Below are 21,597 nucleotides of genomic sequence, written 5' to 3' on the forward strand. Positions count from 1 at the left end.
TTTTGCATAGCTTGTTTGCTGATATACAGATGTATAGTGACATGCAATACACCTCTACCCAAACGGAGAAACAATCGGCCGGCGAGACCGTGGGAGCGTTCGGTACAATGGCCTATTCCCCTCTGCAAGCGGCCATCAACAACAGCCCGCACCTGGTTGCCCAAAGACAACAGCAGGCGGCCATTGATACGAGTCCCAAGCAGCAGAGCCAGTCAGTGCCCGCCAGCATGCCCGCCCGTAACCGTACTGGACTACCTGATGCGTTGAAAATGGGGGTAGAGAACCTATCAGGCTACTCACTGGATGATGTACGGGTGCATTATAACTCTGCCCAGCCAGCTCAACTGCAAGCCCATGCCTATGCCCAGGGCACCGACATTCACGTGGCCCCTGGGCAGGAGCAGCACCTGCCGCACGAGGCCTGGCACGTGGTACAGCAGAAGCAGGGACGGGTGCGCGCTACCCGGCAGTTGAAGGGCGTCGGAGTGAATGATGATGCGGGATTGGAACAGGAAGCCGATGTAATGGGCATGAAGGCGACACAATCCTTCTATGAAAAGAAGGCAGCGGATAAACAGCAAGCTCCAACAGGCAACAACGGAATGCTGTCAACGCAGGCTGTTGCCCAAAGAATCGTTCGCATACAAGACCCACCCAAGACCATTGCGAATATGGGACAACTCAGGGAGGTAATGGGCGCGGCACTCACTCCATTTGGTAATGCGGGCATGATAAGAAGTGTAATTAAAGGGTACATACTGAGTCAGGATACCATCGATTTTGATTCGATACAGGACGTGGTAGATTCTGCCACTGCCCGCGTAGCAACGCTAGAGCAGGATAGAGCATCGCAATCTGATGATGATATAGTGGATAGATACCATATGGACGAATACCTACATCCAGGTACGGGAGCACCTAACGGATATATACTGCAACCTCATCATGTAACTAGGCCGGCGGTAGATATGGATAGTCAGGAATATTTTTATCGGGCCATGACTAAACAGGAGGCAATGACATGGTTAAATCCGCCCGGTATTTTATTAGGAGATACAGGACAGCCTTGGGCGAGCTACTTCAACTACTCCCTTACATATCTTACAATAGAAAGTCCCTATCTTCTTGAAGTGCATGCCCCTGGATGGCTGGCAAAGTCCAAGGAGATTGGAATAAAAGGAGGGAAGGCTGAATCGAAGGCAGAGGGAGATTTATCATTCGGCATAGGAGAAACATCAGAGTCATCGACGGGATTTGATAAGGAAAAGAATAAAGCCTTAAAAGCTGGACTCAGCGCAGAAGGCGTGCAGCCGGCTCCTCAAGGTCGTAAAGCCGCAAAAACACCTGGACGAAGTGAAGCACTGATGTTATCATCCATCTATTTTCAAGATAGTATCCTTGCTGTACGGCCCGTACGCATTCTCAAATAAGCACCAAGCGGATATATAAGCAGGCGTGAAAATCAGGGGGGGGGGCGCTGGCCCGCATTACGCAGGTCTTACCCATCAGACAGCTACAGGAGGGCGTGTACTGGGTGCGCGTGCAGTATGATGGCCTTATCACGACGCGAAAGCTGCTGGTAGCCCATTAGCCGCCGAGCATTCGGCCGATTGCTTCTGCTCTTCCCTACATATCTAAAAGCCCTCGTCGCTATACAGTGAAAAGGGCTTTTAGATATGTCGTATCCTGGCAGATCAACAGCCGTTACTTCGCGTGGCTTACCCCCAGATGAAGGGGGCAGCACACGCCGCCGAATTGTTGCCCGGCGAGTTTACTTCTGTGCTCACGGTATACGCCTGCATTTGTTCGGCTACATACGGCTGCAATAGGCCCTGATAATCCTGATCGGAGGCTGTATCATTCAGCCACATATGCTCCGCTTCACGCGTGGGGAGAATGACAGGCATCCGAGCATGGATAGGCTGCATGAGGCTGTTAGGGGCAGTCGTAATAATTGTAAAGGTAGGGTGCACTTCGCCAGTATCGCGGTTTACCCACTGGTCCCACAGGCCAGCAAAAGCAAACGGCTCCTCATTTTGGAGTAGTATCCGATACGGCTTTTTAGGTCCTTTGCTACCTGCACTCGGTGCCTGCCATTCGTAGAAGCTATCGGCTAGCACCAAGCACCGCCGACGCTGTAGCAACTGGCGAAAGGACGGCTTCTCGGCTAGTGTTTCTGCACGGGCATTGATGGGCTTGATAGCTGTTTTGAGGTCTTTCACCCAAGCGGGCAGCAGGCCCCACTGAAAGAGTTGTACAGTATCCGGTGTCGTGTTGGTGATGACAGGCAATAGCTGCGAGGGTGCCGCATTGTAGGTGGCGAATAAGTCGTTGGGCAAAGAAACCCCAAATCGCTCCTTCACAAGATCGCGAGGGGCGGTGAATGTGTAGCGGCCGCACATAACAAGTTCCGGTAGGTGAATGATGATAAGTACGAAGCGGAAAGAACTTGGGTAGAAAAACTGCGCAAGAACGCCCTTCCGGCCACATGGCCGGAAGGGCGTTTAATTTTTGGGTAAGGATAAGCCAATAGGGCAGTTACCCAGGGCTCTTGCGATTAGAACTATGATTGCTGTTCAGCGATAGTAGCAACAGATAGTTAAACACCATCTGGGGGAAGGTGTCCATGCTGCCGGCCGTATTTGAGGCAATCAGCCCGGCTGTATTTCACGCGGCGGCTGCCGTGGGTGCGCGGCATCTGGGCAACGGGCAAGGTACCTGCCGTACGGTTCTGGTAGAACCATGAGTAACTACGGCCAGTCAGTTTCTGTGCATCCTCCTGGTCTATCCAGACGGTGCCGACCTCGCCTTTCAGCTCCTTGATTTCTGTCCTCAGGGGGCCAACTGCGGCTAGTATCGCGTCGTCTACTTCTTGCTTTGTGTACATCTCTGGCATTGCGTCTGAGTGCTTAATCTGGCAACCGTTTGCCAGCGGGTGCAAAGCTGCCAAAGAAGTAGTTGATAATCCTTCTTTTATAACTACAAGTATTTGATTATTATATGCTTATGTGAAAGTTGTGCGTAGCCGCTAATCTCGTGAGATGCCATTGGGTATACGTAAATTTGCAGGGTACTAATGGGGGTAACGTGGCCTCCAATCCTTCAATGTCAACTACCCAAAATACAAATTATCAAGGCATCCATTTTGCGGCTGCCATCCAACAGAGAGAAACAGCTTGTGCGCCCCCATCCACCAGCGCGGCCAGCGTCGAAATCACGCTTACAGTTCCTGGGGCAGATACGATAACTCCTCCCAGTACAGTCCGGATTTTATTGTTCGGCACTTGGTCGGGCTCCGTCACTTTTAATACTGGTTCAGGTATTACGTTACCTGCTCCGCCCGTGTATAACACCACACTCGACGCAAGTAACGTGCAGACGGATGGTGCCTACTTCGCCCCGGCCTCCTCGCAGCAGCTGAAATTCAACGGCCGCACTGCTACCGGGGCCTCGGGATCAACATTCAACGTGGAGTTTGTGGATACGTCGGATGGCAGCACCTCCTACCTCTCCCTCAACGACGATTACAAAGGCGACGGCATTGCCTTTGTGCGCGCCAACGGGACCACTTACTATGGCTCCTTCCCTCAATCTGACGCCTCCATCACCTGCTAATGGCTTTCTCCGTAACCTCCAAGTACATTCGCTTCCGCTGGACGGGGCCGACCACTACCCTGAATGCGACAAATGCGCCGTGGCTGAGCAACGCTATTTTACTGGTCGGCCACTCCGTTCCCAATGGGAGCGGAGTGAACGGCCGGCTGCAATACAAGGGCAGCTTCGGCGGGGCCACCCCGGGCGGTGCCCTCTCGCAGCTGGTGCAGAACGGCGACTACGAGATGAACTCGGGCGCGTTCAATGGCTGGACGCTGCCCAACGCCACACTGCTTTCCGTGCTATCGGAAGGTACGGTTGCACCACCCGCCCCAACGATTGCCAGCTTCACGCCCACCAGCGGGGCGACGGGCACTACCGTAACGCTGACGGGCACCAACTTCACGGGGGCGTATGCCGTGGTATTCAACAATGTGGTAGCCGCCGCATTCACGGTCAATTCGGCTACCTCCATTACGGCCACGGTGCCCGCCATTGCGACCAGCGGCTCTGTGAAGGTATTTACGTCGGGTGGCGTGGCAACCGGCAGCACCTTTACAGTACAGGCCGCTGCTACGGTGCCAGCCGCCGTTTCTCAGCCTATTCTCACGCCCGGCAACACGCTGGCAGGCGTTCAGTGGGCAGCCCCCGCCGATGGCGGAGCCGCTATCACGCAATACAAAGTAGAATACAAAGCTGGCACCGACTTGGGCTGGACGATATTTGGCACTACTGCCGGCCTTTCGCTTAGTGTGACGGGCCTGGTCAATGGGACTGCGTACGACTTTCGCGTATCGGCCATGAACTCCATAGGCTATGGGCCGCCGAGCCTTGTAGCCACGACAACCCCCGTTGCTCAAATCCTGCCGCCCACTATCACTGGCTTCTCGCCCAGCTCGGCTGAACCAGGCATTACCGTATCTGTTACGGGCACCAACCTCTCTACTGCTACGGTAAAGCTGAACGGGGGCGCACCCATTGCTCCCGTGTCAGCGTCTAGCTCGCAATTGCTGTTTGTGGTCCCGGCTGGCTCTACTACCGGTGCGTTGTCCGTTACCAACTCCGCTGGAACCGCCACTGGCGGCACGTTTACGGTGAATGCCGCCACCGGCACCGGCACGGCATACTCCTTCGCCCCGGCAGACTTCTCCGACTCCGGTGCGCCAATTACGGCTGATGGGTACGTGTACCTGAGCCCGCTCTCCAACGTCAAGTTTGAGACGGATGCCACCACCATGACGATACTGCTGTACTCCACGCTGTACCCGAATTTTGATTACCTGAGTGGGGTAGCCGTGTTTATTGGAGACACACTACACGCAGAAGTATTCCCTACCCAGGCCGGGGCCGGGCACTACATTGCCGTGCCCACCATGCCATCGGGACTGAAAACGATTACGCTGGTAAACTCCGCTCAAGCCTATACGGGCGGCAGTGACAAGGGCACTTGGGTACAAGGCATTAAGACCACGGGCACATTCAATAAGATTGCCCCCACGGCCCCCGCAAATAAATACCTTGTGCTGGTAGACAGCATCGGCGTAGGCGACCACGCTACGGAGCCCGCCGTGAATGCCTACACGATGATTGCGCGGAAGAAGCTGGCCCCTGGAGCCCGTCTTTCATTGCATGGGGCGGGCAGCCGGGCGTTGTCGGACTATTACACGTCCACCATGTCCACGCAGGAGCGGGAGACATTCCGAAACAAACTCCTCTACCAACTCAACGGCACCAGCACTAACAGCTTAGTTATTGAAATTGGGACCAATGACGTTGGCGTACGCAACCTTAATGCCGCACAGGCATGGGCTAATTTACAAACCCTTCTATTGGACTTCCGGGGCACCCGTCCTGAAATTCAACTTTGGGTACAAACGCCGTTCACCCGCACCGACAGCTTTGAAAGCACCCTAGAAACAGTGCGGCAAAGCATCCGGAACTTTGCTGATGCAAATACGTGGCTGAAATTGATTGAGGGGCAGCAGCTTGTTACCACGGCTGACTACCATGATACGGTACACATGAATACGGCAGGCCACCAGACGGCTGGCACCAAATTCTACAACAAGCTGCTGGGCATTATTGATGGCGGTGCGCCTGGCGATTTCACGGGGATTGTGGCCCCCGGCTACGCCCTTCCCGGCGACCCACGGATTTTGCAGTTTGTGGAAGACGACAATGCTGCTGTTGCTTTCACGAACAACCCCAACACGGATACCGGCAGCTCTTACCACGGCGGTAGTGCCCGCTTCAAGAACGACGTGTTCTCGGGCACCTTTCAGTATTACGGTGGAGACATTCGCTGGTTCAGCTACAATACGGGCTCTTTTGGCATTGGAGAGGTGTATGTAGATGGCGTGTACAAAGCCGATGTGGGCGATGTGCCAGGACAAACCGCTGGTCTTACGCCGAGCCCGCGCATCAGCATTCCCGAGGGCCTGCATACTGTGGAGGTTCGCCGCAAATCTGGCAACTTCCTCTGGGATGCAGTGGAGTTGATGTCGAAGTAATTAGCTCATTTCTCTTCCCTGCAACAAAAAGCCCTGTCAAATCTGACGGGGCTTTTTGTTACTCTATGCCCATTAGCGGGAGGTAGACGGCTGCTAATGGGGCATTATGCAATGTCACAATACTTGCCTAAACTGCCTTGCTGCCGCTCCTTATCCACCCTATAATTGCTTAAACATCCATCCTAGTTCTTTCTGTCCTATGAAAACGAAATTGCTTTCCCTTGCCTTCGCGGCTGTTGCGCTACTTGCCAATACCACTGTGGCTACTGCTCTCCCGTTGGCTACCGCCTCGGTAGCAATGTCTTCTGTAGACTACCAGGAAGGCTTTGAGGCCGGCCAATCTGTGCGGGCCTCGTTGCTGTTCGATTACGGTGGAAACCCACATAACTATGCGTTTCTGACTGCTATTGATGAAGAGATAGATGGGGCATACATCTATCAGCAGAACCCACAAAGCCAGGCTGACTACGATTACTGGACCGGCTACATTGCGGGCTTAAGCAAGCGATAGATCCCTGCGGGCAAATACAGTGTAAACAAAGGGCTCCCTAATCATAGGGAGCCCTTTGTTTGAAAGATGGGAGGTAGGCTAAAGAGGACGAAATGAGCGGGTGATGTGCCATACTTCCAACAGGTCGACGGCTTCGGTTTCAGTCGCTTCCTGTACACTGTCGGTGTCGTCGTAGAAGCTCAGCAGCAGCCCGCCGTAGCGGAACCCGTTGCCTACGATTCGCGCTATGTGGTGGGCCTGAAACGCTTCGCTGCCGTCCTCCTCATCAGCCGGATATTGCCGCAGCAGCACACAGTAGGAATCATCTGATATTTCAGCCCATTGCTCGGGGGCCAACGGGCGGGCCACTAGGTAGTCTCCCATCTGCATAGCAGGCGCGTGGGCATTGTTACGGGTGACATAGAGTCGGCAGCCGCTAGCTGCTTCTTCGGGTGTCAACAGGCCCACGGCGGGGGCACCATTGTACGTTGCTGGTGTGGTCAGTAGCTCGCCAGTATAGGTGCCGGGCTGTGTTACTGCTGCGGGGGATGGGGTGGTTTCCATTACCTTTGGTTTGTTGATGAAAGACTTGGGCTTGCCGGCCCGGTTTACACTCGGGGCCACTCCTTGCCGGGGGTGGCTCCTTGCGTTTGTGCCGTATCAAATAAGCAAGTATTTTTCTAGAAAGCAACAGACAATACTGTATTTTTCTTGCGCATTTCTAGTGCCAGCATAGTACATTGCTTTATCTTCGACGCATGAAAGCACCAGATACGACCGGAAAGAGCCGTAAGCCTCAGTTGAATATCGCCCTAGAAGCTGCTGAGAAGAAGTTGGTGGAGGACGTAGCCAAAGCGCGCGGCGTGACCGTTTCAAGCCTTGTGCGGATGCTGGCGTTCGATGAGGCGCGGCGCTTGAAGATTGCGCTGCCCGGTACCAACGACTAGCAAGGCTGACGTAATTCTGTAGGGCTTAGGGGGTGGGGTCTCATTTCGTGGGTACCCGGTCTATAGATTCGGTTTCGGGTTGAAGCAGGCAGGGGGTGGTAACTGGTGGTGACATGCCACTGTGTAGCCCGCTTGCCTTAACCCAGCAGAAAGCCTTTGGCCGCGCGTTGGATAGCGCGAATAGCCGTATCAGCTAGTTCCCGGCCCGTTGTGGTGAGGGCCAACAGGTGTTGCCTATGTTTGCCACGGCGGCGTCTCAGGTAACCGGCCGCTTCCAGCGCACTAGTAGCTGCCCGTAGGCGCGTCGGGGCCAATAGGCGGGCGGCCCGTAGCTCCGTTACCTCTATCCAGGTGGAGTAAGACTTAAGTAGGCAAACAACCCCTACCAGCACCCGCACCTGTCCGGCTGTCAGGCCGATTTCTACGGCTACTTCTTTCAGTCTGCCCGGACCCATCAGTACGGCGGCAGCTAGGTCAAGTCGATTGGTTTTCATGTGGTTGTGATTGGCATAAGCCTCAGAGCGTGGCGGTTAGGGATGGGGTATTTGGGGCGTTATCTCCTATTGCCCGTGTGGGGATCGTTCGCTGAAATTTTCGCGGCTCTATCTTGGGCCACCATTTTTAGACGCAACACTTTTGGGCTGTCCTCCTAGTCGGGCGGCTTAGCGCGAGTATTCCAGCGGCGGGCGGCTTCCGCAAACGTGGTGCAAGGGCCGACAAAGAGAATGGCGGCGGGGCAGGTGCGGCCAGCGTTAGTGCATATGATAAAGTACTCGGCGGGCACTCTGGGGAAAGTGAGTGGGTGCAGGTTGTTATCCTCGGCGGCCGGGCCACCACAGAACGGGCAGGGCAAGAGCTGAGCGGTTCCCATACTCAGGCGGCTAGGGCTGACTGCTGGCCCACTGAGGTGGCGGGAATGAAGTCGTAGCCCTCGGCCCGCTTCTTACCGCTCTTGCACCAGCGGATAATCTGCTTGGCGTAAGTGCTCATTGCCTGGGCGGCGGCTGGTGCAGATGGGAAGGTCCCGGCCGGTACTACATACCAGCCCATAAACTTGGGGTGGTTCTCGCCCTGCTTCTGATCTGACATCTTGGCTTTGGTTTCTGCGCTGAGCTGCTTGCCGTAGCGGTGATGGTCGCGGCCCTTCTTTGCTTTCATCAGGCCGGTGGCGTAGGCGTGGCGGGTATTCTCCTTTTTCGTCACCCATTCCAAATTGCCAACGTCATTCTGAGCCTTATCTCCGTTTTTGTGGTTCACGTCGGGCTTGCCCTCCGGATTGGGTATAAAACGTTGTGCAACCAGTCGATGCAGCTTACGCCATTTATCTAGGCCATTATCCAACTTTAAAAAGACTTGCCGATACCCAATACCATTGTCCGCAATGGTCAAACAACGGTCAGAAAGAGTTGAATACACCGCCCCGCATGGGCTGACATAGTAGCTTTGGGCCTCGCCTATTTGATAGAAGGTGCGGCCCTCGTAGTAGGCGGTAGGGACTTTGGGGAGTACGAACATAAAGGCATGGTTGGGCCAGGGTGCCCGTTTTGGGGCTCCGGCGGGTGGACAATAAATCAGGGGTTGGGGTGTGGTAGCGCGTGGGCTACGGGTGCGGACTACACAACGTCAGCAGAGTCAGCAGACCGTTACGCTGCGCTGTGCTTTTGCCACGTCCTCGCTTCGCTGCGGGTGGCCCATTCTCCTTGCTGTGGGAGGGGCTTAGCTGGGGTGACGAGGGGTGAGGGATTCCAGATGATTACATGCGTGGAAACAGGGGTCAGATATGAGCCTCGGGGCTAGGTGCCATACCGGCCAGTTCCTGGTGTAGCGTATCGCTGTAGGGATTGGCCGGTGCCCGTTGCTCTAGCAGGACCTTTGCCCGTCGCCGGTTACGCTTGTAGGTACTTTCAGGCTGCTCCTTCTTCATCGCTTCCCAGAAGGACGTGTTATCAGCGAGTGCCAGTAGTGCCGCATCTGAGAGGCTCAGGCCGGTGAAATCGGAGTCTTGCATCAGGTGGTGGTGTTCGGTGGCGTTCCAATGGGTAAGGATATTCTCCCTGATAGCGTCCATCACTTCGGGCCGGGCCAAGTCAGCCAGAGTCAGGACGGGTAGCTTTGTCAGGCTCAGCAGCGGCCGGGCGCGGGTGTACACTACCTCGAAGCGTAACAGGTGCGGCGGGGCCGTAGCAGGCAGCGGGCGACCTTGTATCTGGCTGTACTTGCCTTTGTCATATGCCTTTACCCAGTAGTCGCCGTGAAAGGCTCCGTATTCCAGCGGCCGTGTGGCTCCCCTCGGGGGCTTGGTCGCAGTGAAGGGGGAGCGTTTGTGACTGGCTAGGTTTTCCAGAAACGGCCTCGGGGAAACGGCAGAGGGCAGGTTTACCCCGGCTTCCAGACTCACTATTTGCAGGGCCTCGGCGGGCTGGCCTACGGCGGCGGCTAGTTCGGTGCAGGCTTGCCGTACCTGCTCAGCCGAGAACTGGCCCATGTTATGGCCGTGGTGGAAAGTATGCAGAGAACCACGGATTCGAACCTTTCGGTTTTCCCGCCTGTAGCCAATCCGCAACCCTCGGTACTCTGTTGTAAGCCAGCCTTTGGCGTTGGGCTCCCCATCGTGGCCCGCGAAGGCTGGGGAACGGGCTAGGGCTTTTTCCGCCTCCTCATCAGGCAGTGAGGAACGGGCGTTGAGGTTGTCGTACATCGGCCCTACTCCCCTCTCCGGCTTCCAGCTTTCAGGTAGTCCAGCAACTCTGTACGAGAAAATGTCAACCGGCCGCCCCGCTTCATGTGCGGAATCTGCCGCTGCGAGACAAGTGTATAGCAGCGTGCCTTACTCAGGCGTAGCACCTCACAGGCCAGCTCAATGCCGCCTACCTCGGGGCCGGCAGCGGCCGGAGCGTTGAGGCGTTGTAGCAACTCGTTCTGGTTAGCCTCAATCCGGCGCAACCAATCTTCCAGTGTGGCAAAGGGGTTCTGCATAAGCCGCCACCGTTTTACAACAGGCTTCGTTGCCTGTTTTTGTTGGTGACGGGTCAAAGGTTGCCGGTGCTACGCGGCGTAACTGGTTTAAACTAGTTTTCTAATCTGATGAGCATTTGTTATTGATGTATGCTATAGCTTTTTGCGCTTTTATCTTCTGCTCCTCTGTTTTTAAACTCGGTAATATGGCTTCAATGTCAGCTACCAGCCTGCTCGCTACTCTGTTTGGGTGTGTGACCTTTATCTTATCGTCTGAATTCCATGCGTTCCAATATCTGAGTAGCGTTGCTACACCACCAGTTTCGGAGTTCAATTCATAGCCCTTGGCGACGTCAGCGGCGTTGTTTTTAGTTATTTTCTTTTCAAGAAAGAAGGTCAATAGAGCTACTTGTTTGTACGTTAAAGACGGGGTTTTCTCATTAGTTGCTGGTTGTCCATTCCCTTTATTGGCAATCCAGCGGCGTACGAGGTTCGCTCTTTCTTGCTGCTGCACTCCCCCTATATAAGACTCTCCCAAGGAAAACGGGGACGCGATAGATTTGCCTGTAGCGTAGCCTTCACCTTGAGCCAAAACGTCGCTAACATTCACCCGGCCCCATTGTCCTGTGCCTCTTACATATAAAAACGTACTGCTATCAAACATGCCTAACTCCTGTATTTGCAACAGCAATTCTTCAAGGTATTCTGTATCAATTGCGTCGAGTTGGGGAAATTGCTTTTCTAGAAAAGGAATCACATCACCAACTAACGGCGGGAATAGCCCTACCGCATCCTTGCCTAACTGGTTGATAAACACGTTTGCTACAAAGTAGCACAGGTAATATTGCCTGCAATAAGGCATAGGCGCATCTTGTTCGCGTGTTCCATCTGCCTTTCGCTTACCGAACCACAAATCAATATTGCGCCCCTTTTCCCTTCGTATAAAATCATCTGCTCGATATTTATCTATCATCATTTGCGTATGAGCTTCCGCATATGATTCGCGCTGTAGTCTATTCATAATAGTGCCTTTCTTAATTCCTGTTATAGCAGGTTTTCAAAAGCGGAATCTACCACGTCGGACGCGAAAGAGTCAAGGTACACGGCCGTAACCGCTTCGCTGGAATGCCCCATTGATTCACTAATCACGGCCGTAGATACTCCTGCCCGCTTTAGTATGGTCGCCATAGTGTGCCGGGCTACATACGTGGTCAGGGGCGTATCAATAGCAGCGGCGGCGGCTAGTGTTTTCAAGTCCTGATTTACCTGCCCTAGTACCTTGTGGCTCCGGTTCTTTACCTGCAAGGCGGTGCGGTGCTTGTCGGCGTTCAGGATGGGGAAAATGTACGCATCCGGCCCGGCATGGGTGAAGGGTCGGTGTCGCTCTATGATTGCCTCAGCGGGGGCCAGCAGACGTAAGGAGAACTTGCCGCCGGTCTTTTGCCGCACATAGTGTAGGCGTAGGCCCGCGTCCTCAGTCTGGGACAAGTCGCGCCAGCGGAGCTGAGCTAAATCCACGAAGTTGATACCGCCGGCGTAGTAGCTGAACAAGAATACCTCCTTTGCCAATTGCTGCCGCTCGTTGGCCGGGGTCAGGGCTTTCAGGCGTTCCAGCTCAGCCCGGCTGATAGCCCGTTTGCTGGTGGTGGTGTCAAACTTACCGACCTGAAACTTGTGGCGTTCCTCGGCGTTGCTGGCAAAGGGATACTTCTCCCGTTTGGCTACTCCTTCGCCGATAGCCTTATTCAGCACGGCGCGAAGGGTACGAAAGCGTAGGGACAGGGTAATTTCCTCGGCTCCGGTAGCGCGTAGCGTGGCCTCCCACTCGTTGCAGAAAGCCACGTTTACCCGATCAAACGGAATGTCGTGCGCCCGTACCCACTCGGCCCGCTCCTGCTCCCGGCCACGGCCTAACGGCGGCTCGGGGGCTCCCGCTTCCGCTCCGATAAACTTTGCCAACTGGTTTCCCAAGTCGCGGTAAACACCTGCATTGCCAATCTGGCCCCGCTTCACCATCCCGGCGGCTATTTCTTCCACGTAGGCTAGCAGCTTTACCCGGCGGGCTGCCTTGCGTTCCTCAGCGGCTTTACGGGCCACGTCGGCGGCGGTGTGCTGCTCGTCATTGGAGGCAATATCACCTGCGGCCGTTTCGTACTTCTTCTCCCAGCGTTCCAGCGAGTTTATCAGGTCGTTGCGCTGGGGGTCTGGGTAACTCTTGCGGATAGACTTGCGGTAGTCGCCGCCTTTCTCGGCGTTCCAGTAGCGGGGGTGCAGCTTCTCCCCTGTCGCCAGATACTTGCGCTTCCGGTCTTTGGTAATGCACAGCAGGAATGGGTGCGAACCATCGGCCAGTACCTTGCTGGTGTAGTACACAGCCCGAACGGTGGCCTTGCCTTCTTTATGGTCGGTGGTGGTACGTGCCATAGGTTGCGTAAACCGCCCACTGGTTTACACGGCGGTTTACACAAACGTAGTAGAAAACACGGTAGCCACAACATAAAATGATATAAAAAACCTCCTAAAAAACCGATTGACAGCACTATCAGCGGCTTTCAACCTTACGCGAGAACAACCTTCCCATAGCTTCCCAAGCTGAGGGTCGCGAGTTCGAACCTCGTTTCTCGCTCATTGCAAATCAGCCACTTAGACACATGTCTGGGTGGCTGATTTGTTTTTGGGCTCTACGTTGGGGGCTACTGCCTGCCATTTAACTCCTGCTGAAAAGCTTCCAGAAACAGGCCGACATGATATCCATCAGCCAGGCCATGATGCACATTGACGGCTACGGGCATCAGCTGGCGGTTACCATCAGGCCGGAGCTGGCCCACGGAAATTTTGGGGATGCTGTCGGGGTGCGAGAAGCTGCGGGCGTGGGTGAGGCCGGTGAACTGCACCCAGGGCATAGCCGAGAAGTGAATTACATCAAGGCGGGCGGTTTCGGGGCCGAGGCGCAGGCCGGTGCTCTGGCGCACGGCTTCGGCCTCGGCGGCTAGGCTTGCACCAAACGTCCACAAATCGGGGTGATACGGCACAAAGCCGAAGCCGAAAGTATGGTCGGCCCGGCCTAAAGTCGGCGAAATATGGATCTGGTCGTAGCAATACACCTGGCCGTTTTCCACCCGGTAGCGCAGGTTTTCCACTTGGTTTACGGCCGTAAGCGTTGCGTGCAGATACACCTGAAAAAACGAGAGTCCCAAAGCACGGGCACGGGCCAGGGCCGGAGCAGCATCTACCTCGGCCACTACGCCAAAAAACGGTTCGTCGAAGGCAGAGAAGAACGAAAAATGCTCCCGCCGGTTCCAGGAAGCTTGGTCAATCAACTGTTTCATGGGCCGCAAGTTCGGTAACTTTGCCCGTCTCTTTCACCTTCGCCATGCCCACGCCCCGCCTCATTGCTTTCGATGCCGACGATACTCTATGGCCTAATCAGCCGCATTTCGACCAAGCGGAGGCGCAGTTGTACGAACTGCTCAGCCACTACGGTACGCCGGATGAACTGAGCCAGCGGTTTTTCGAAGTGCAGCACCAGAACATGGATTTGTTTGGTTACGGGGCTAAATCCTTCATGCTGTCCATGATTGAAACCGTCATTCAACTAACGGATGGACGCGTGACGGGCACTGAGATTCAGCATATCCTCAACTGCGGCAAGCGGCTGCTGGATTACCCCATCGAACTGCTACCGCACGTGCCCGAGGTGCTGGCGGCGGCCAAGCAGCTGGGCGCGCCGTTGATGCTGCTCACCAAGGGCGACCTGTTCGACCAGGAAAGCAAGCTGGCCCGCTCCGGCCTCGGCGACCTGTTCGACCACGTAGAAATTGTGAGCGAGAAAAACGAAGCCACCTACCAGCGCCTGCTCGCGCGCTACGGCGTAGCCCCCGCCGAGTTTGTGATGGTGGGCAACTCGCTCAAGTCGGATGTGCTGCCGGTGGCGCGGCTGGGCGGGCACGCGGCCTACGTGCCCTACCACACCACCTGGGTAATGGAACGGGTGGCCGAGCACGAACGGGCTGGAGTGGTTTTCCATGAGGCCACCTCGCTGCTGGAGGTACCGGAGTGGCTACGGGAGTTGCGCTAAATCTGCTGTACAATTCGTAACAGGCGCACCGCGCAGCATGGGGGCGCTTTTTAGCTCAGTAGCGGGCGAACTACATGGATGCCAAACTGCTGGCCCAGCTCCAGTAGTCGGGCCGTATCCTTCCGAAAAACCAGCAGCACCTGCAGCTCGTCGCTGTAAGAATCCCCGAACTCCAGCAGCTCGTAGCCCCCAGGCTGCGGGCCGCGCTGCTGCAGCGCATCGTCCAGCAGGCGCAGGTATTCATGCAGGTAGCGGCAGGACGCGGGGGCGGCGGGCAACGGGTCACTGAACTGCTCACTTATCTGCTCGTACAGCTCATCGGCCTTATCGGAGCGGCACAGCTCCTGCTGGATGGCTTCCGTCAGGGCAACTTCCGTCATGGAGGCGCCACAGTCGCGCAGCCAGCCGTGCTCCTCCTCGTTCAGGTACTGCTCGAAGTAGGCGTCGGGGTCCTGCACAGCCAGTACCACAGCTTCCGTTGCTGCCTCCAGCTCTTCCGGCTCCAGCGTACCGGTCGTCAGCAGCGTTAGTAGCTCGGTAACATCAGCGGCAAGCGTGGGCGTCGTCATGGCAGGCTGGTTTTTACGTGTCCAGAATTTTTCGGCAAAATAACGAAGCGGTTCAGAAAGGCTGCTTTTTCTGCGGGCATCTCATTATGAGCTTACGCAGAACCTCATCTTGCCAGGATTCTCGCCGGACCAGACGGTTCGTTCAGGTAAGACACGGTCCTGCGCAAGCTCAGGATGATATTTCACTACTGTACCCAAAACCAGCACCATAAAAAAACCGCCCCGCTTCCGCTGGACGCGGAAAAGGGACGGTTTCAGGCCTTGCAGCAAGCAAAACGGTTTAGTCCCGCTTGGTTTTGAGCATTTGCTTAAGAGCGGCCAGCTCGTCGCGGAGCTTGGCGGCAGTCAGGAAGTCGAGGTCCTTGGCGGCAGCTTCCATCTGCTTTTCGGTTTGCTTGATTAGCTTTTCCAGGTCCACCTTGTTCATCATCGATACCACTGGCTCGGCCGCAATGGCCAGGCCCGAATCGGTATCAGGACCGGCGTACACCGTGCTGTCCTGGATGCGGTAGTCCGAAAGGGAGGTCTGGCCCATAATTTCGGCGTGGCTCTTGCGCACGGTGCGCGGCGTGATACCGTGTTCCTGGTTGTAAGCCAGCTGGGTGGCGCGGCGGCGGTTGGTTTCGTCGATGGCGCGCTGCATGGAGCCGGTCATGCGGTCGGCGTACATAATCACCTTGCCCCGGTCGTTACGGGCGGCGCGGCCCATCGTCTGAATCAGGCTGCGCTGGTCGCGCAGGAAGCCTTCCTTGTCGGCATCGAGAATAGCCACGAGGCTCACTTCCGGCAGGTCGAGGCCCTCGCGGAGCAGGTTTACGCCAATCAGCACGTCGATTTCGCCGAGGCGCAGCTGGCGCAGGATTTCCACCCGGTCCAGGGTTTTCACATCGGAGTGCACGTAGCTGGACTTGATACCCAGGCGTTCCATGTACTTCTGCAACTCCTCGGCCATACGCTTGGTGAGCGTAGTGACGAGCACCCGGTCGCCCATTTTTACGCGGTTGTCCACTTCGTCCAGCAGATCGTCAATCTGGTTGGAGCTGGGCCGCAGGTCGATTTCGGGATCAAGCAGGCCGGTGGGCCGGATGATCTGCTCCACGATGATGCCGTTAGCCTGCGTCAGTTCGTAGTCAGCGGGCGTGGCACTCACGAACACAGCCTGCCGGTACATGCTTTCGAATTCGTTGAACGTGAGCGGGCGGTTGTCGAAGGCCGAGGGCAAACGGAAGCCGTACTCGATGAGGGCCGTTTTGCGGCTCCGGTCGCCGCCCCACATGGCCCGGATCTGGGGCATGGTGGCGTGGCTTTCGTCCACCACCAGCAGGTAGTCGTCGGGGAAGTAGTCGAGCAGGCAGAAGGGCCGGGTGCCGGGCTGGCGGCCGTCGAAGTAGCGCGAGTAGTTCTCGATGCCCGAGCAGTAGCCCAGTTCCCGGATCATCTCCAGGTCGAACTCGGTGCGCTCCATAATGCGCTTGGCCTCGGAGTCGCGGCCCTCCTTCTCGAAGTAGGCGTGCTGCTGCACCAAATCAAACTGGATTTCCTTGATGGCCTGGTTGAGCGTGTCCTTGCCGGTCACGAACAGCTGGGCCGGGTACAGCGTCACCGATTTTTCGTCGGCCAGCTTCTTGCCGCTTTGGGGGTCGATGCGGTGGATAGCCTCAATTTCGTCACCGAAGAAGAACAGCCGGTAGGCGTAGTCGGCGTAAGCCGGAAATACGTCCACGGTGTCGCCCTTCACCCGGAATGTGCCGCGCGTGAACTCCATTTCGGTGCGCGAATACAGAATCTGGACGAACTGGTAGAGCAAATTATTGCGCGAATACCGCAGCCCGGGGGCCATGTAAATCACGTTTTTGCTGAACTCCTCGGGGTTGCCGATACCGTAGATGCACGATACCGAGGCAATAACAATCACGTCGCGCCGGCCCGAGAGCAGCGTGGACGTGGTGTGCAGCCGCAGCTTCTCAATCTCCTGGTTAATGGCCAGATCCTTCTCGATGAATACATCGGAGCTGGCAATGTAGGCTTCAGGCTGGTAGTAGTCGTAGTAGCTGATGTAGTACTCGACGGCGTTGTTGGGGAAGAACTGCTTGAACTCGCCGTAAAGCTGCGCAGCCAGAGTTTTGTTATGGCACAGCACCAGGGCTGGCTTGCCGGTTTCGGCAATGACGTTGGCCATGGTGAAGGTTTTGCCGGTGCCGGTAGCCCCGAGCAGCACCTGGGCCGGCTCGCCGTTGTTCACGCCCTCCACCAGTTGCCGGATGGCCTTCGGCTGGTCGCCGGTGGGTTGGAATTCCGAGGTCAGTTGATACTTCATGCAGCGGCAAGATAGGGCTTGAAAAGGGTAGCCTATGATAACTGTAATCCGGGGCAGATGGTTCGGGGCGTTGCGGATAGAGCCTGCCTGATGGGGCAGTTCTTTCATAGTATTTTCCGCTGCCTGTCCTGAGGCACCGCTTCGCCCAGTATCTTGCCCCCTCTTTTTACTAACAGGATACCAATTTGTATGATTCGACTTTTACCCGGCTTCTGGCTGGCATTATTGGTGTGGTTGAGCAGCGCGTGGTGTATGCCCGCCACGGCCCAGTCGCACACCCTGTTCATCCATCCCAATGGCAGCCTCTGGGCCTGGGGCGACAACAGATACGGGCAGCTTGGAGATGGTACCACCAGCAACCGGCCCGCGCCCGTACCAATTCTTACTGGCACCCAGTGGAAAACGGTGAGCATAGGAGCTAATCACTCCGCTGCCATTCGGCTGGATGGTACCCTCTGGACCTGGGGAAGTAATGGAACCGGACAACTGGGCACGGGCACCAAAACGGATAAAGTAGTGCCTGTTGAGGTAGCACCGGGCACGAAATGGCTGAGTGTAGCAACCTCTGCCGCTACCACTGTGGCCGTGCGCCAAGATGGCACCCTATGGATATGGGGCAACAACCAGCTTATCCCTCAGCGGTTCGGTACGCTGAATACCTGGCAAACGGTAAGTGCCGGGTACCAACACTACCTAGCATTGCAGCAGAGCGGCACGCTCTGGGCCTGGGGCAGCAACGTCTGCCGCCAACTAGGCAACGATACGATGCTTAGCTCGGCGGAACCCGTGCAGGTAAAGCCCGGCACCGTCTGGAAAAGCATTGATGCCGGGGGTAGTCAATCCATCGGCATTCAGCAGAACGGGAGCCTTTGGCACTGGGGCAGCACCTCGCCGAGTGGCTACTATGGAAATGCTAACCCCTACGAAATACAACCCAATACCAAATGGTTGCAGGCCAGTGCGGGCGAGTACCATGTAGCTGCCGTGCAAGAAAGTGGAGCACTGTGGACCTGGGGTGACAATACGTCTGGGCAGCTTGGCAACGGCACTACTTTCATGCTTGGTAACCACAGCAGCTACATTCGGGAAAACAGCTACCAGATACACCCGGGCTCCAGTTGGCAGTACACGGTAGCCATTGGACGCCACACGCTAGCCGTGCGCCAAGATGGCTCACTCTGGAGCTGGGGCACCAATACTGCCGGGCAGATAGGTAGTGCAACGCTGTTTCCCGTTGCACTCAGCACTGCTGGCCAAGTACTTAATTCTACCTGGCGCAGCGTTAGCACCAGCAGCACCCACACAGTAGCCGTGCGACAGGACGGGACACTGTGGACCTGGGGCAACAACCAGCGTGGACAGCTTGGGAATGGCACTACCATTGCCCGAACCGCGCCCACACAGCTCGGCACGCTTACATCCTGGCTTAGCGCCAGCGCGGGCCCTGGCTATACCGTAGCTATCCGCCAGGACGGCACATTGTGGAGCTGGGGCGGCAATGAGTTCGGACAGCTTGGGGATGGAACTACTGTGGAGCACTACCGGCCCCGGCAAATTGATTCGCTGGCCCAAGGGCGCAGGTGGTGGAGCGTAAATGCTGGCGCCAGTCACGTAGTAGCCATTGAAGAAGGCGGCAGATTATGGGCCTGGGGGAATAACGACCAAAGCCAGCTGGGTACCGGCGACAAAATTCGACGACTAGTGCCTGTTCATCTGGGCAATGGCATCCTGCAGGCTTCCTCAGGACAAGGCTATACGGTGGCACTAGCGCAAGACGGCACTTTGTTCGGGTGTGGCCTGAATTCCTCAGGGCAGTTCGGCAATAACTCTACTACCCCCTGGCTTACGCTCAGCCGGCTCTACCCTCCGCAAGGAACTCCAAATGCGTGGAGAGAAGTAAAAGCCGGCAACCAACACACTATTGGCATCAGCAAGGATGGCAGCCTCTGGACCTGGGGCAGCAACGCAGCCGGGCAGCTAGGCACTGGTTCTACAGGCAACTCCCTTATTCCCGTTCAGATTGGCACGGCCACCACCTGGCAAACCTTGGCGGCCGGCCCTACTCACTCGGCGGCGCTACAGCAGGATGGCAGCCTCTGGACCTGGGGTAACAACACCAACGGCCAGCTCGGCATGGGCAACACAGATCCGCTGCTACAGCCCACGCGGGTACCTGGGGCTGGCCGATGGCAAACCCTGACCACTAACGCTTCCTCGGTCGGTATCCAGCAGAATGGTAGCCTCTGGACCTGGGGGAGCAACACACATGGGCAGTTGGGTAACGGCAGTACGACCAGTCAGCTTGCTCCCCGCTCCATTGTCCAGCCTACCTGGCAACAGGTCAGCGCCGGCTACTCTTTCTCAGCCGGCTTGCAGTCCGATGGCAGCCTATGGACCTGGGGGAGCAACGACAATGGGCAACTTGGAAACAGCACAACCATTGGCCACTCCTCTCCCACCCAGGTAGCGCCGGGCAGCAAATGGAAAACCATGGGCTGCGGCTGGGACCACATAGCCGCAATCCGCCAAGATGGTACCCTGTGGGGTTGGGGGCTGGCCTATATCGACTTCAACCATCAGCCCCGCGTGGTTCCCGCACTCGTCAGTGCCGACACCACCTGGCGAAGTGTAAGCACCGGCTATAGATATACGATGGCCATCCGGCGCGACGGCTCCCTGTGGGGTTGGGGCTACAATTCCTTTAGCGGCAATGTTCTACCAGGAGCCGCCTGGGCGCTGTTCTCCCCGGTTCCCGTAATGCCGGGCAGCAAGTGGAAAAGTGTGAGTGCCGGCCATGAGCATACGGCCGCCATTCGGGAAGATGGTACGCTCTGGACCTGGGGCGAAAACCAGCATGGCCTCTTGGGCAATGGTGTTCTTGACCTATACCAGTATGGACCCGTGCAGGTAGCACCGGGCTCAAAGTGGAAAAGTGTTAGTGCTGGCACAGTACATACAACGGCCATTCGGGAAGATGGCACGCTCTGGGCCTGGGGCAGCGTCTACTTCGACCTGCTGGGCACTGGTGCTCAGAAATACTCTATCGTACCCGTACAAATTGCACCGGGCACTACTTGGCGAAGCGTGGTGACCGGCCGCGGGTACACCCTGGCAGTACGCCAGGATGGTACAAGCTGGGCCTGGGGCCTCAATGGAATTCACCAATTGGGGGATGGCACCGCTACTGACCGGCCGGCACCAGTGCAACTTTCCTCCCCAACTAACTGGGTCAGCTACGCGGCCGGCAGCAGCCATGCCCTGGTCATCCGTGCAGACGGTACGCTCTGGGCCTGGGGCAACAACCAGGTTGGCCAGCTTGGCCAGAGCCCGCTAGGCACAGTCCCCCTAATGCTCACACTGGGCAACCAAGTGCTAACGGCCACCCCGTCGGCAGTTGCTGCCGCCCCGGCCCCCGAAGCCCCACTCACCGCGTGGCCAGTGCCGTTTGGTAGCACCGGTGTGCAGGTACACCTTCGGCCTTGGCAGCGTGGCCCGGCCATCATCAGCCTGCTGAATGCTACCGGCCGCGTGCTGTGGCAGCAGACACTATATGTATCTGCTGGCTCTACCCTGACGATACCCCAGGCTGGTGCTTTGCCTTCTGGATTGTATCTACTTCGTTTGCAGCAAGGAGCCCAACAAGCGGTTCTACGGATAGTACACGAATAAAACGAGGCAGACGCCCATTGCAACAGGTTCAGCAGTTATGCGAAAGCCCGCCTTCAGTGACTGGAGACGGGCTTTTTCTGTGAGGTTTCCTACCTCTACCGGGGGTCGCGCCAGATAAGAACCGGGTTAGTGGCCGTGGCGGTAAAATCGGCGCAGCGGCCGTCCCCGTTGTTGGCGGGGCCGCCGGCTGCCGCGCAGATTACGTTGCCACAGGTATCAAACAGATAGCTGTAGTTGGTAGCGGGGCCGCCGGTAACCAGGTACACCGTTCGGTTCTGGTAGGTGTACTGGGTTATTTCAGCGGCCGGCGTTTGCTTGGGCTTCTGCCGGAGCTGCTCGGTGAGCGTAGCCGAAAAGCCGCCGGGGCAAGTTGGGGCAGCATCTTCCAGGTAGCTGGAGCAGGAAGTAGCTCCCCCCAGCAGAAGGAGCCACGACAACAGACAAATAGAAAAGCGGTTCATGAGACTG

General features: G+C 56.7%; 19 protein-coding genes. 7 read left to right on the forward strand and 12 right to left on the reverse strand.

Annotated elements, in window-relative coordinates:
• Positions 1-41 precede the first annotated feature (41 nt).
• Positions 42-1,430 carry an eCIS core domain-containing protein gene (locus EI293_RS22215; RefSeq protein ID WP_211339462.1) on the forward strand — a complete coding sequence of 463 codons (1,389 nt, stop codon included), beginning with the start codon at positions 42-44 and terminating at the stop codon, positions 1,428-1,430.
• A 288-nt stretch (positions 1,431-1,718) separates the two neighbouring features.
• Here EI293_RS22215 and EI293_RS02735 read toward each other — a convergent pair whose 3' ends face one another.
• A complete protein-coding gene (locus EI293_RS02735; protein WP_125435440.1) occupies positions 1,719-2,402 on the reverse strand; it encodes an SOS response-associated peptidase in 684 nt (227 codons plus the stop codon).
• Between the two features lie 940 nt (positions 2,403-3,342).
• Here EI293_RS02735 and EI293_RS02740 point away from each other — a divergent pair.
• The 3 genes from EI293_RS02740 (at position 3,343) to EI293_RS02750 (ending at position 6,615) form a co-directional block, all read left to right on the forward strand.
• Complete coding sequence (locus tag EI293_RS02740) at positions 3,343-3,615, forward strand: hypothetical protein (RefSeq protein WP_125435442.1); 273 nt, start codon at positions 3,343-3,345, stop codon at positions 3,613-3,615.
• Positions 3,615-6,104, forward strand: coding sequence for an IPT/TIG domain-containing protein (locus tag EI293_RS02745; RefSeq protein ID WP_125435444.1), 2,490 nt, complete (start codon positions 3,615-3,617; stop codon positions 6,102-6,104). The genes EI293_RS02740 and EI293_RS02745 overlap by 1 nt, the downstream gene beginning before the upstream one ends.
• Positions 6,105-6,303: 199 nt before the next feature.
• Entirely contained in the window at positions 6,304-6,615 is a 312-nt protein-coding gene (locus EI293_RS02750; RefSeq protein ID WP_125435446.1) for a hypothetical protein, read from the forward strand.
• 78 nt (positions 6,616-6,693) lie between these two features.
• On the opposite strand, the gene EI293_RS02755 is transcribed toward EI293_RS02750, so the two are convergent.
• Entirely contained in the window at positions 6,694-7,158 is a 465-nt protein-coding gene (locus EI293_RS02755) for a hypothetical protein (RefSeq protein ID WP_125435448.1), read from the reverse strand.
• 194 nt (positions 7,159-7,352) lie between these two features.
• Here EI293_RS02755 and EI293_RS02760 point away from each other — a divergent pair, with 194 nt between their 5' ends.
• On the forward strand, positions 7,353-7,541 hold the full coding sequence (locus tag EI293_RS02760) for a hypothetical protein (RefSeq protein WP_125435450.1): 189 nt from the start codon (positions 7,353-7,355) through the stop codon (positions 7,539-7,541).
• A 137-nt stretch (positions 7,542-7,678) separates the two neighbouring features.
• On the opposite strand, the gene EI293_RS02765 is transcribed toward EI293_RS02760, so the two are convergent.
• The 7 genes from EI293_RS02765 to EI293_RS02795 all read right to left on the reverse strand — a co-directional run bounded on the left by EI293_RS02765 (position 7,679) and on the right by EI293_RS02795 (position 13,825).
• Positions 7,679-8,035, reverse strand: a complete 357-nt coding sequence (locus tag EI293_RS02765; RefSeq protein ID WP_125435452.1) for a MarR family winged helix-turn-helix transcriptional regulator — start codon at positions 8,033-8,035, stop codon at positions 7,679-7,681.
• A 379-nt stretch (positions 8,036-8,414) separates the two neighbouring features.
• The gene (locus tag EI293_RS02770; protein ID WP_125435454.1) at positions 8,415-9,056 is read right to left on the reverse strand and encodes an NUMOD3 domain-containing DNA-binding protein; all 642 of its coding nucleotides are present in this window, start codon (positions 9,054-9,056) and stop codon (positions 8,415-8,417) included.
• A 259-nt stretch (positions 9,057-9,315) separates the two neighbouring features.
• The gene (locus tag EI293_RS02775) at positions 9,316-10,026 is read right to left on the reverse strand and encodes a hypothetical protein (protein WP_125435456.1); all 711 of its coding nucleotides are present in this window, start codon (positions 10,024-10,026) and stop codon (positions 9,316-9,318) included.
• A 218-nt stretch (positions 10,027-10,244) separates the two neighbouring features.
• Positions 10,245-10,517 (reverse strand): helix-turn-helix domain-containing protein, encoded by a 273-nt coding sequence (locus EI293_RS02780; RefSeq protein WP_125435458.1) that lies wholly within the window; start codon positions 10,515-10,517, stop codon positions 10,245-10,247.
• Between the two features lie 100 nt (positions 10,518-10,617).
• Positions 10,618-11,517 (reverse strand): hypothetical protein, encoded by a 900-nt coding sequence (locus EI293_RS02785; RefSeq protein WP_125435460.1) that lies wholly within the window; start codon positions 11,515-11,517, stop codon positions 10,618-10,620.
• Between the two features lie 23 nt (positions 11,518-11,540).
• Entirely contained in the window at positions 11,541-12,920 is a 1,380-nt protein-coding gene (locus tag EI293_RS02790; protein ID WP_125435462.1) for a site-specific integrase, read from the reverse strand.
• Between the two features lie 269 nt (positions 12,921-13,189).
• Positions 13,190-13,825, reverse strand: coding sequence for a chloramphenicol acetyltransferase (locus EI293_RS02795; RefSeq protein WP_125435464.1), 636 nt, complete (start codon positions 13,823-13,825; stop codon positions 13,190-13,192).
• 20 nt (positions 13,826-13,845) lie between these two features.
• Between EI293_RS02795 and EI293_RS02800 the strand changes: the two genes are divergently transcribed.
• Entirely contained in the window at positions 13,846-14,574 is a 729-nt protein-coding gene (locus EI293_RS02800; RefSeq protein WP_246010513.1) for an HAD family hydrolase, read from the forward strand.
• 50 nt (positions 14,575-14,624) lie between these two features.
• Here EI293_RS02800 and EI293_RS02805 read toward each other — a convergent pair whose 3' ends face one another.
• Together EI293_RS02805 and uvrB are read right to left on the reverse strand one after the other, a co-directional pair.
• A complete protein-coding gene (locus tag EI293_RS02805) occupies positions 14,625-15,143 on the reverse strand; it encodes a DUF6630 family protein (RefSeq protein WP_125435466.1) in 519 nt (172 codons plus the stop codon).
• Between the two features lie 280 nt (positions 15,144-15,423).
• The gene (gene uvrB / locus EI293_RS02810; protein ID WP_125435468.1) at positions 15,424-17,460 is read right to left on the reverse strand and encodes an excinuclease ABC subunit UvrB; all 2,037 of its coding nucleotides are present in this window, start codon (positions 17,458-17,460) and stop codon (positions 15,424-15,426) included.
• Positions 17,461-17,649: 189 nt separating this feature from the next.
• Between uvrB and EI293_RS02815 the strand changes: the two genes are divergently transcribed.
• Positions 17,650-21,129 carry an RCC1 domain-containing protein gene (locus EI293_RS02815; RefSeq protein ID WP_125435470.1) on the forward strand — a complete coding sequence of 1,160 codons (3,480 nt, stop codon included), beginning with the start codon at positions 17,650-17,652 and terminating at the stop codon, positions 21,127-21,129.
• Between the two features lie 95 nt (positions 21,130-21,224).
• Here the strand turns inward: EI293_RS02815 and EI293_RS02820 are convergent, their stop codons facing one another.
• A complete protein-coding gene (locus EI293_RS02820) occupies positions 21,225-21,566 on the reverse strand; it encodes a DUF6970 domain-containing protein (protein ID WP_125435472.1) in 342 nt (113 codons plus the stop codon).
• Positions 21,567-21,597: the final 31 nt, after the last annotated feature.

It is taken from the genome of Hymenobacter perfusus, assembly GCF_003944765.1.
In the GTDB taxonomy this organism is placed as follows: Bacteria; Bacteroidota; Bacteroidia; order Cytophagales; family Hymenobacteraceae; genus Hymenobacter; species Hymenobacter perfusus.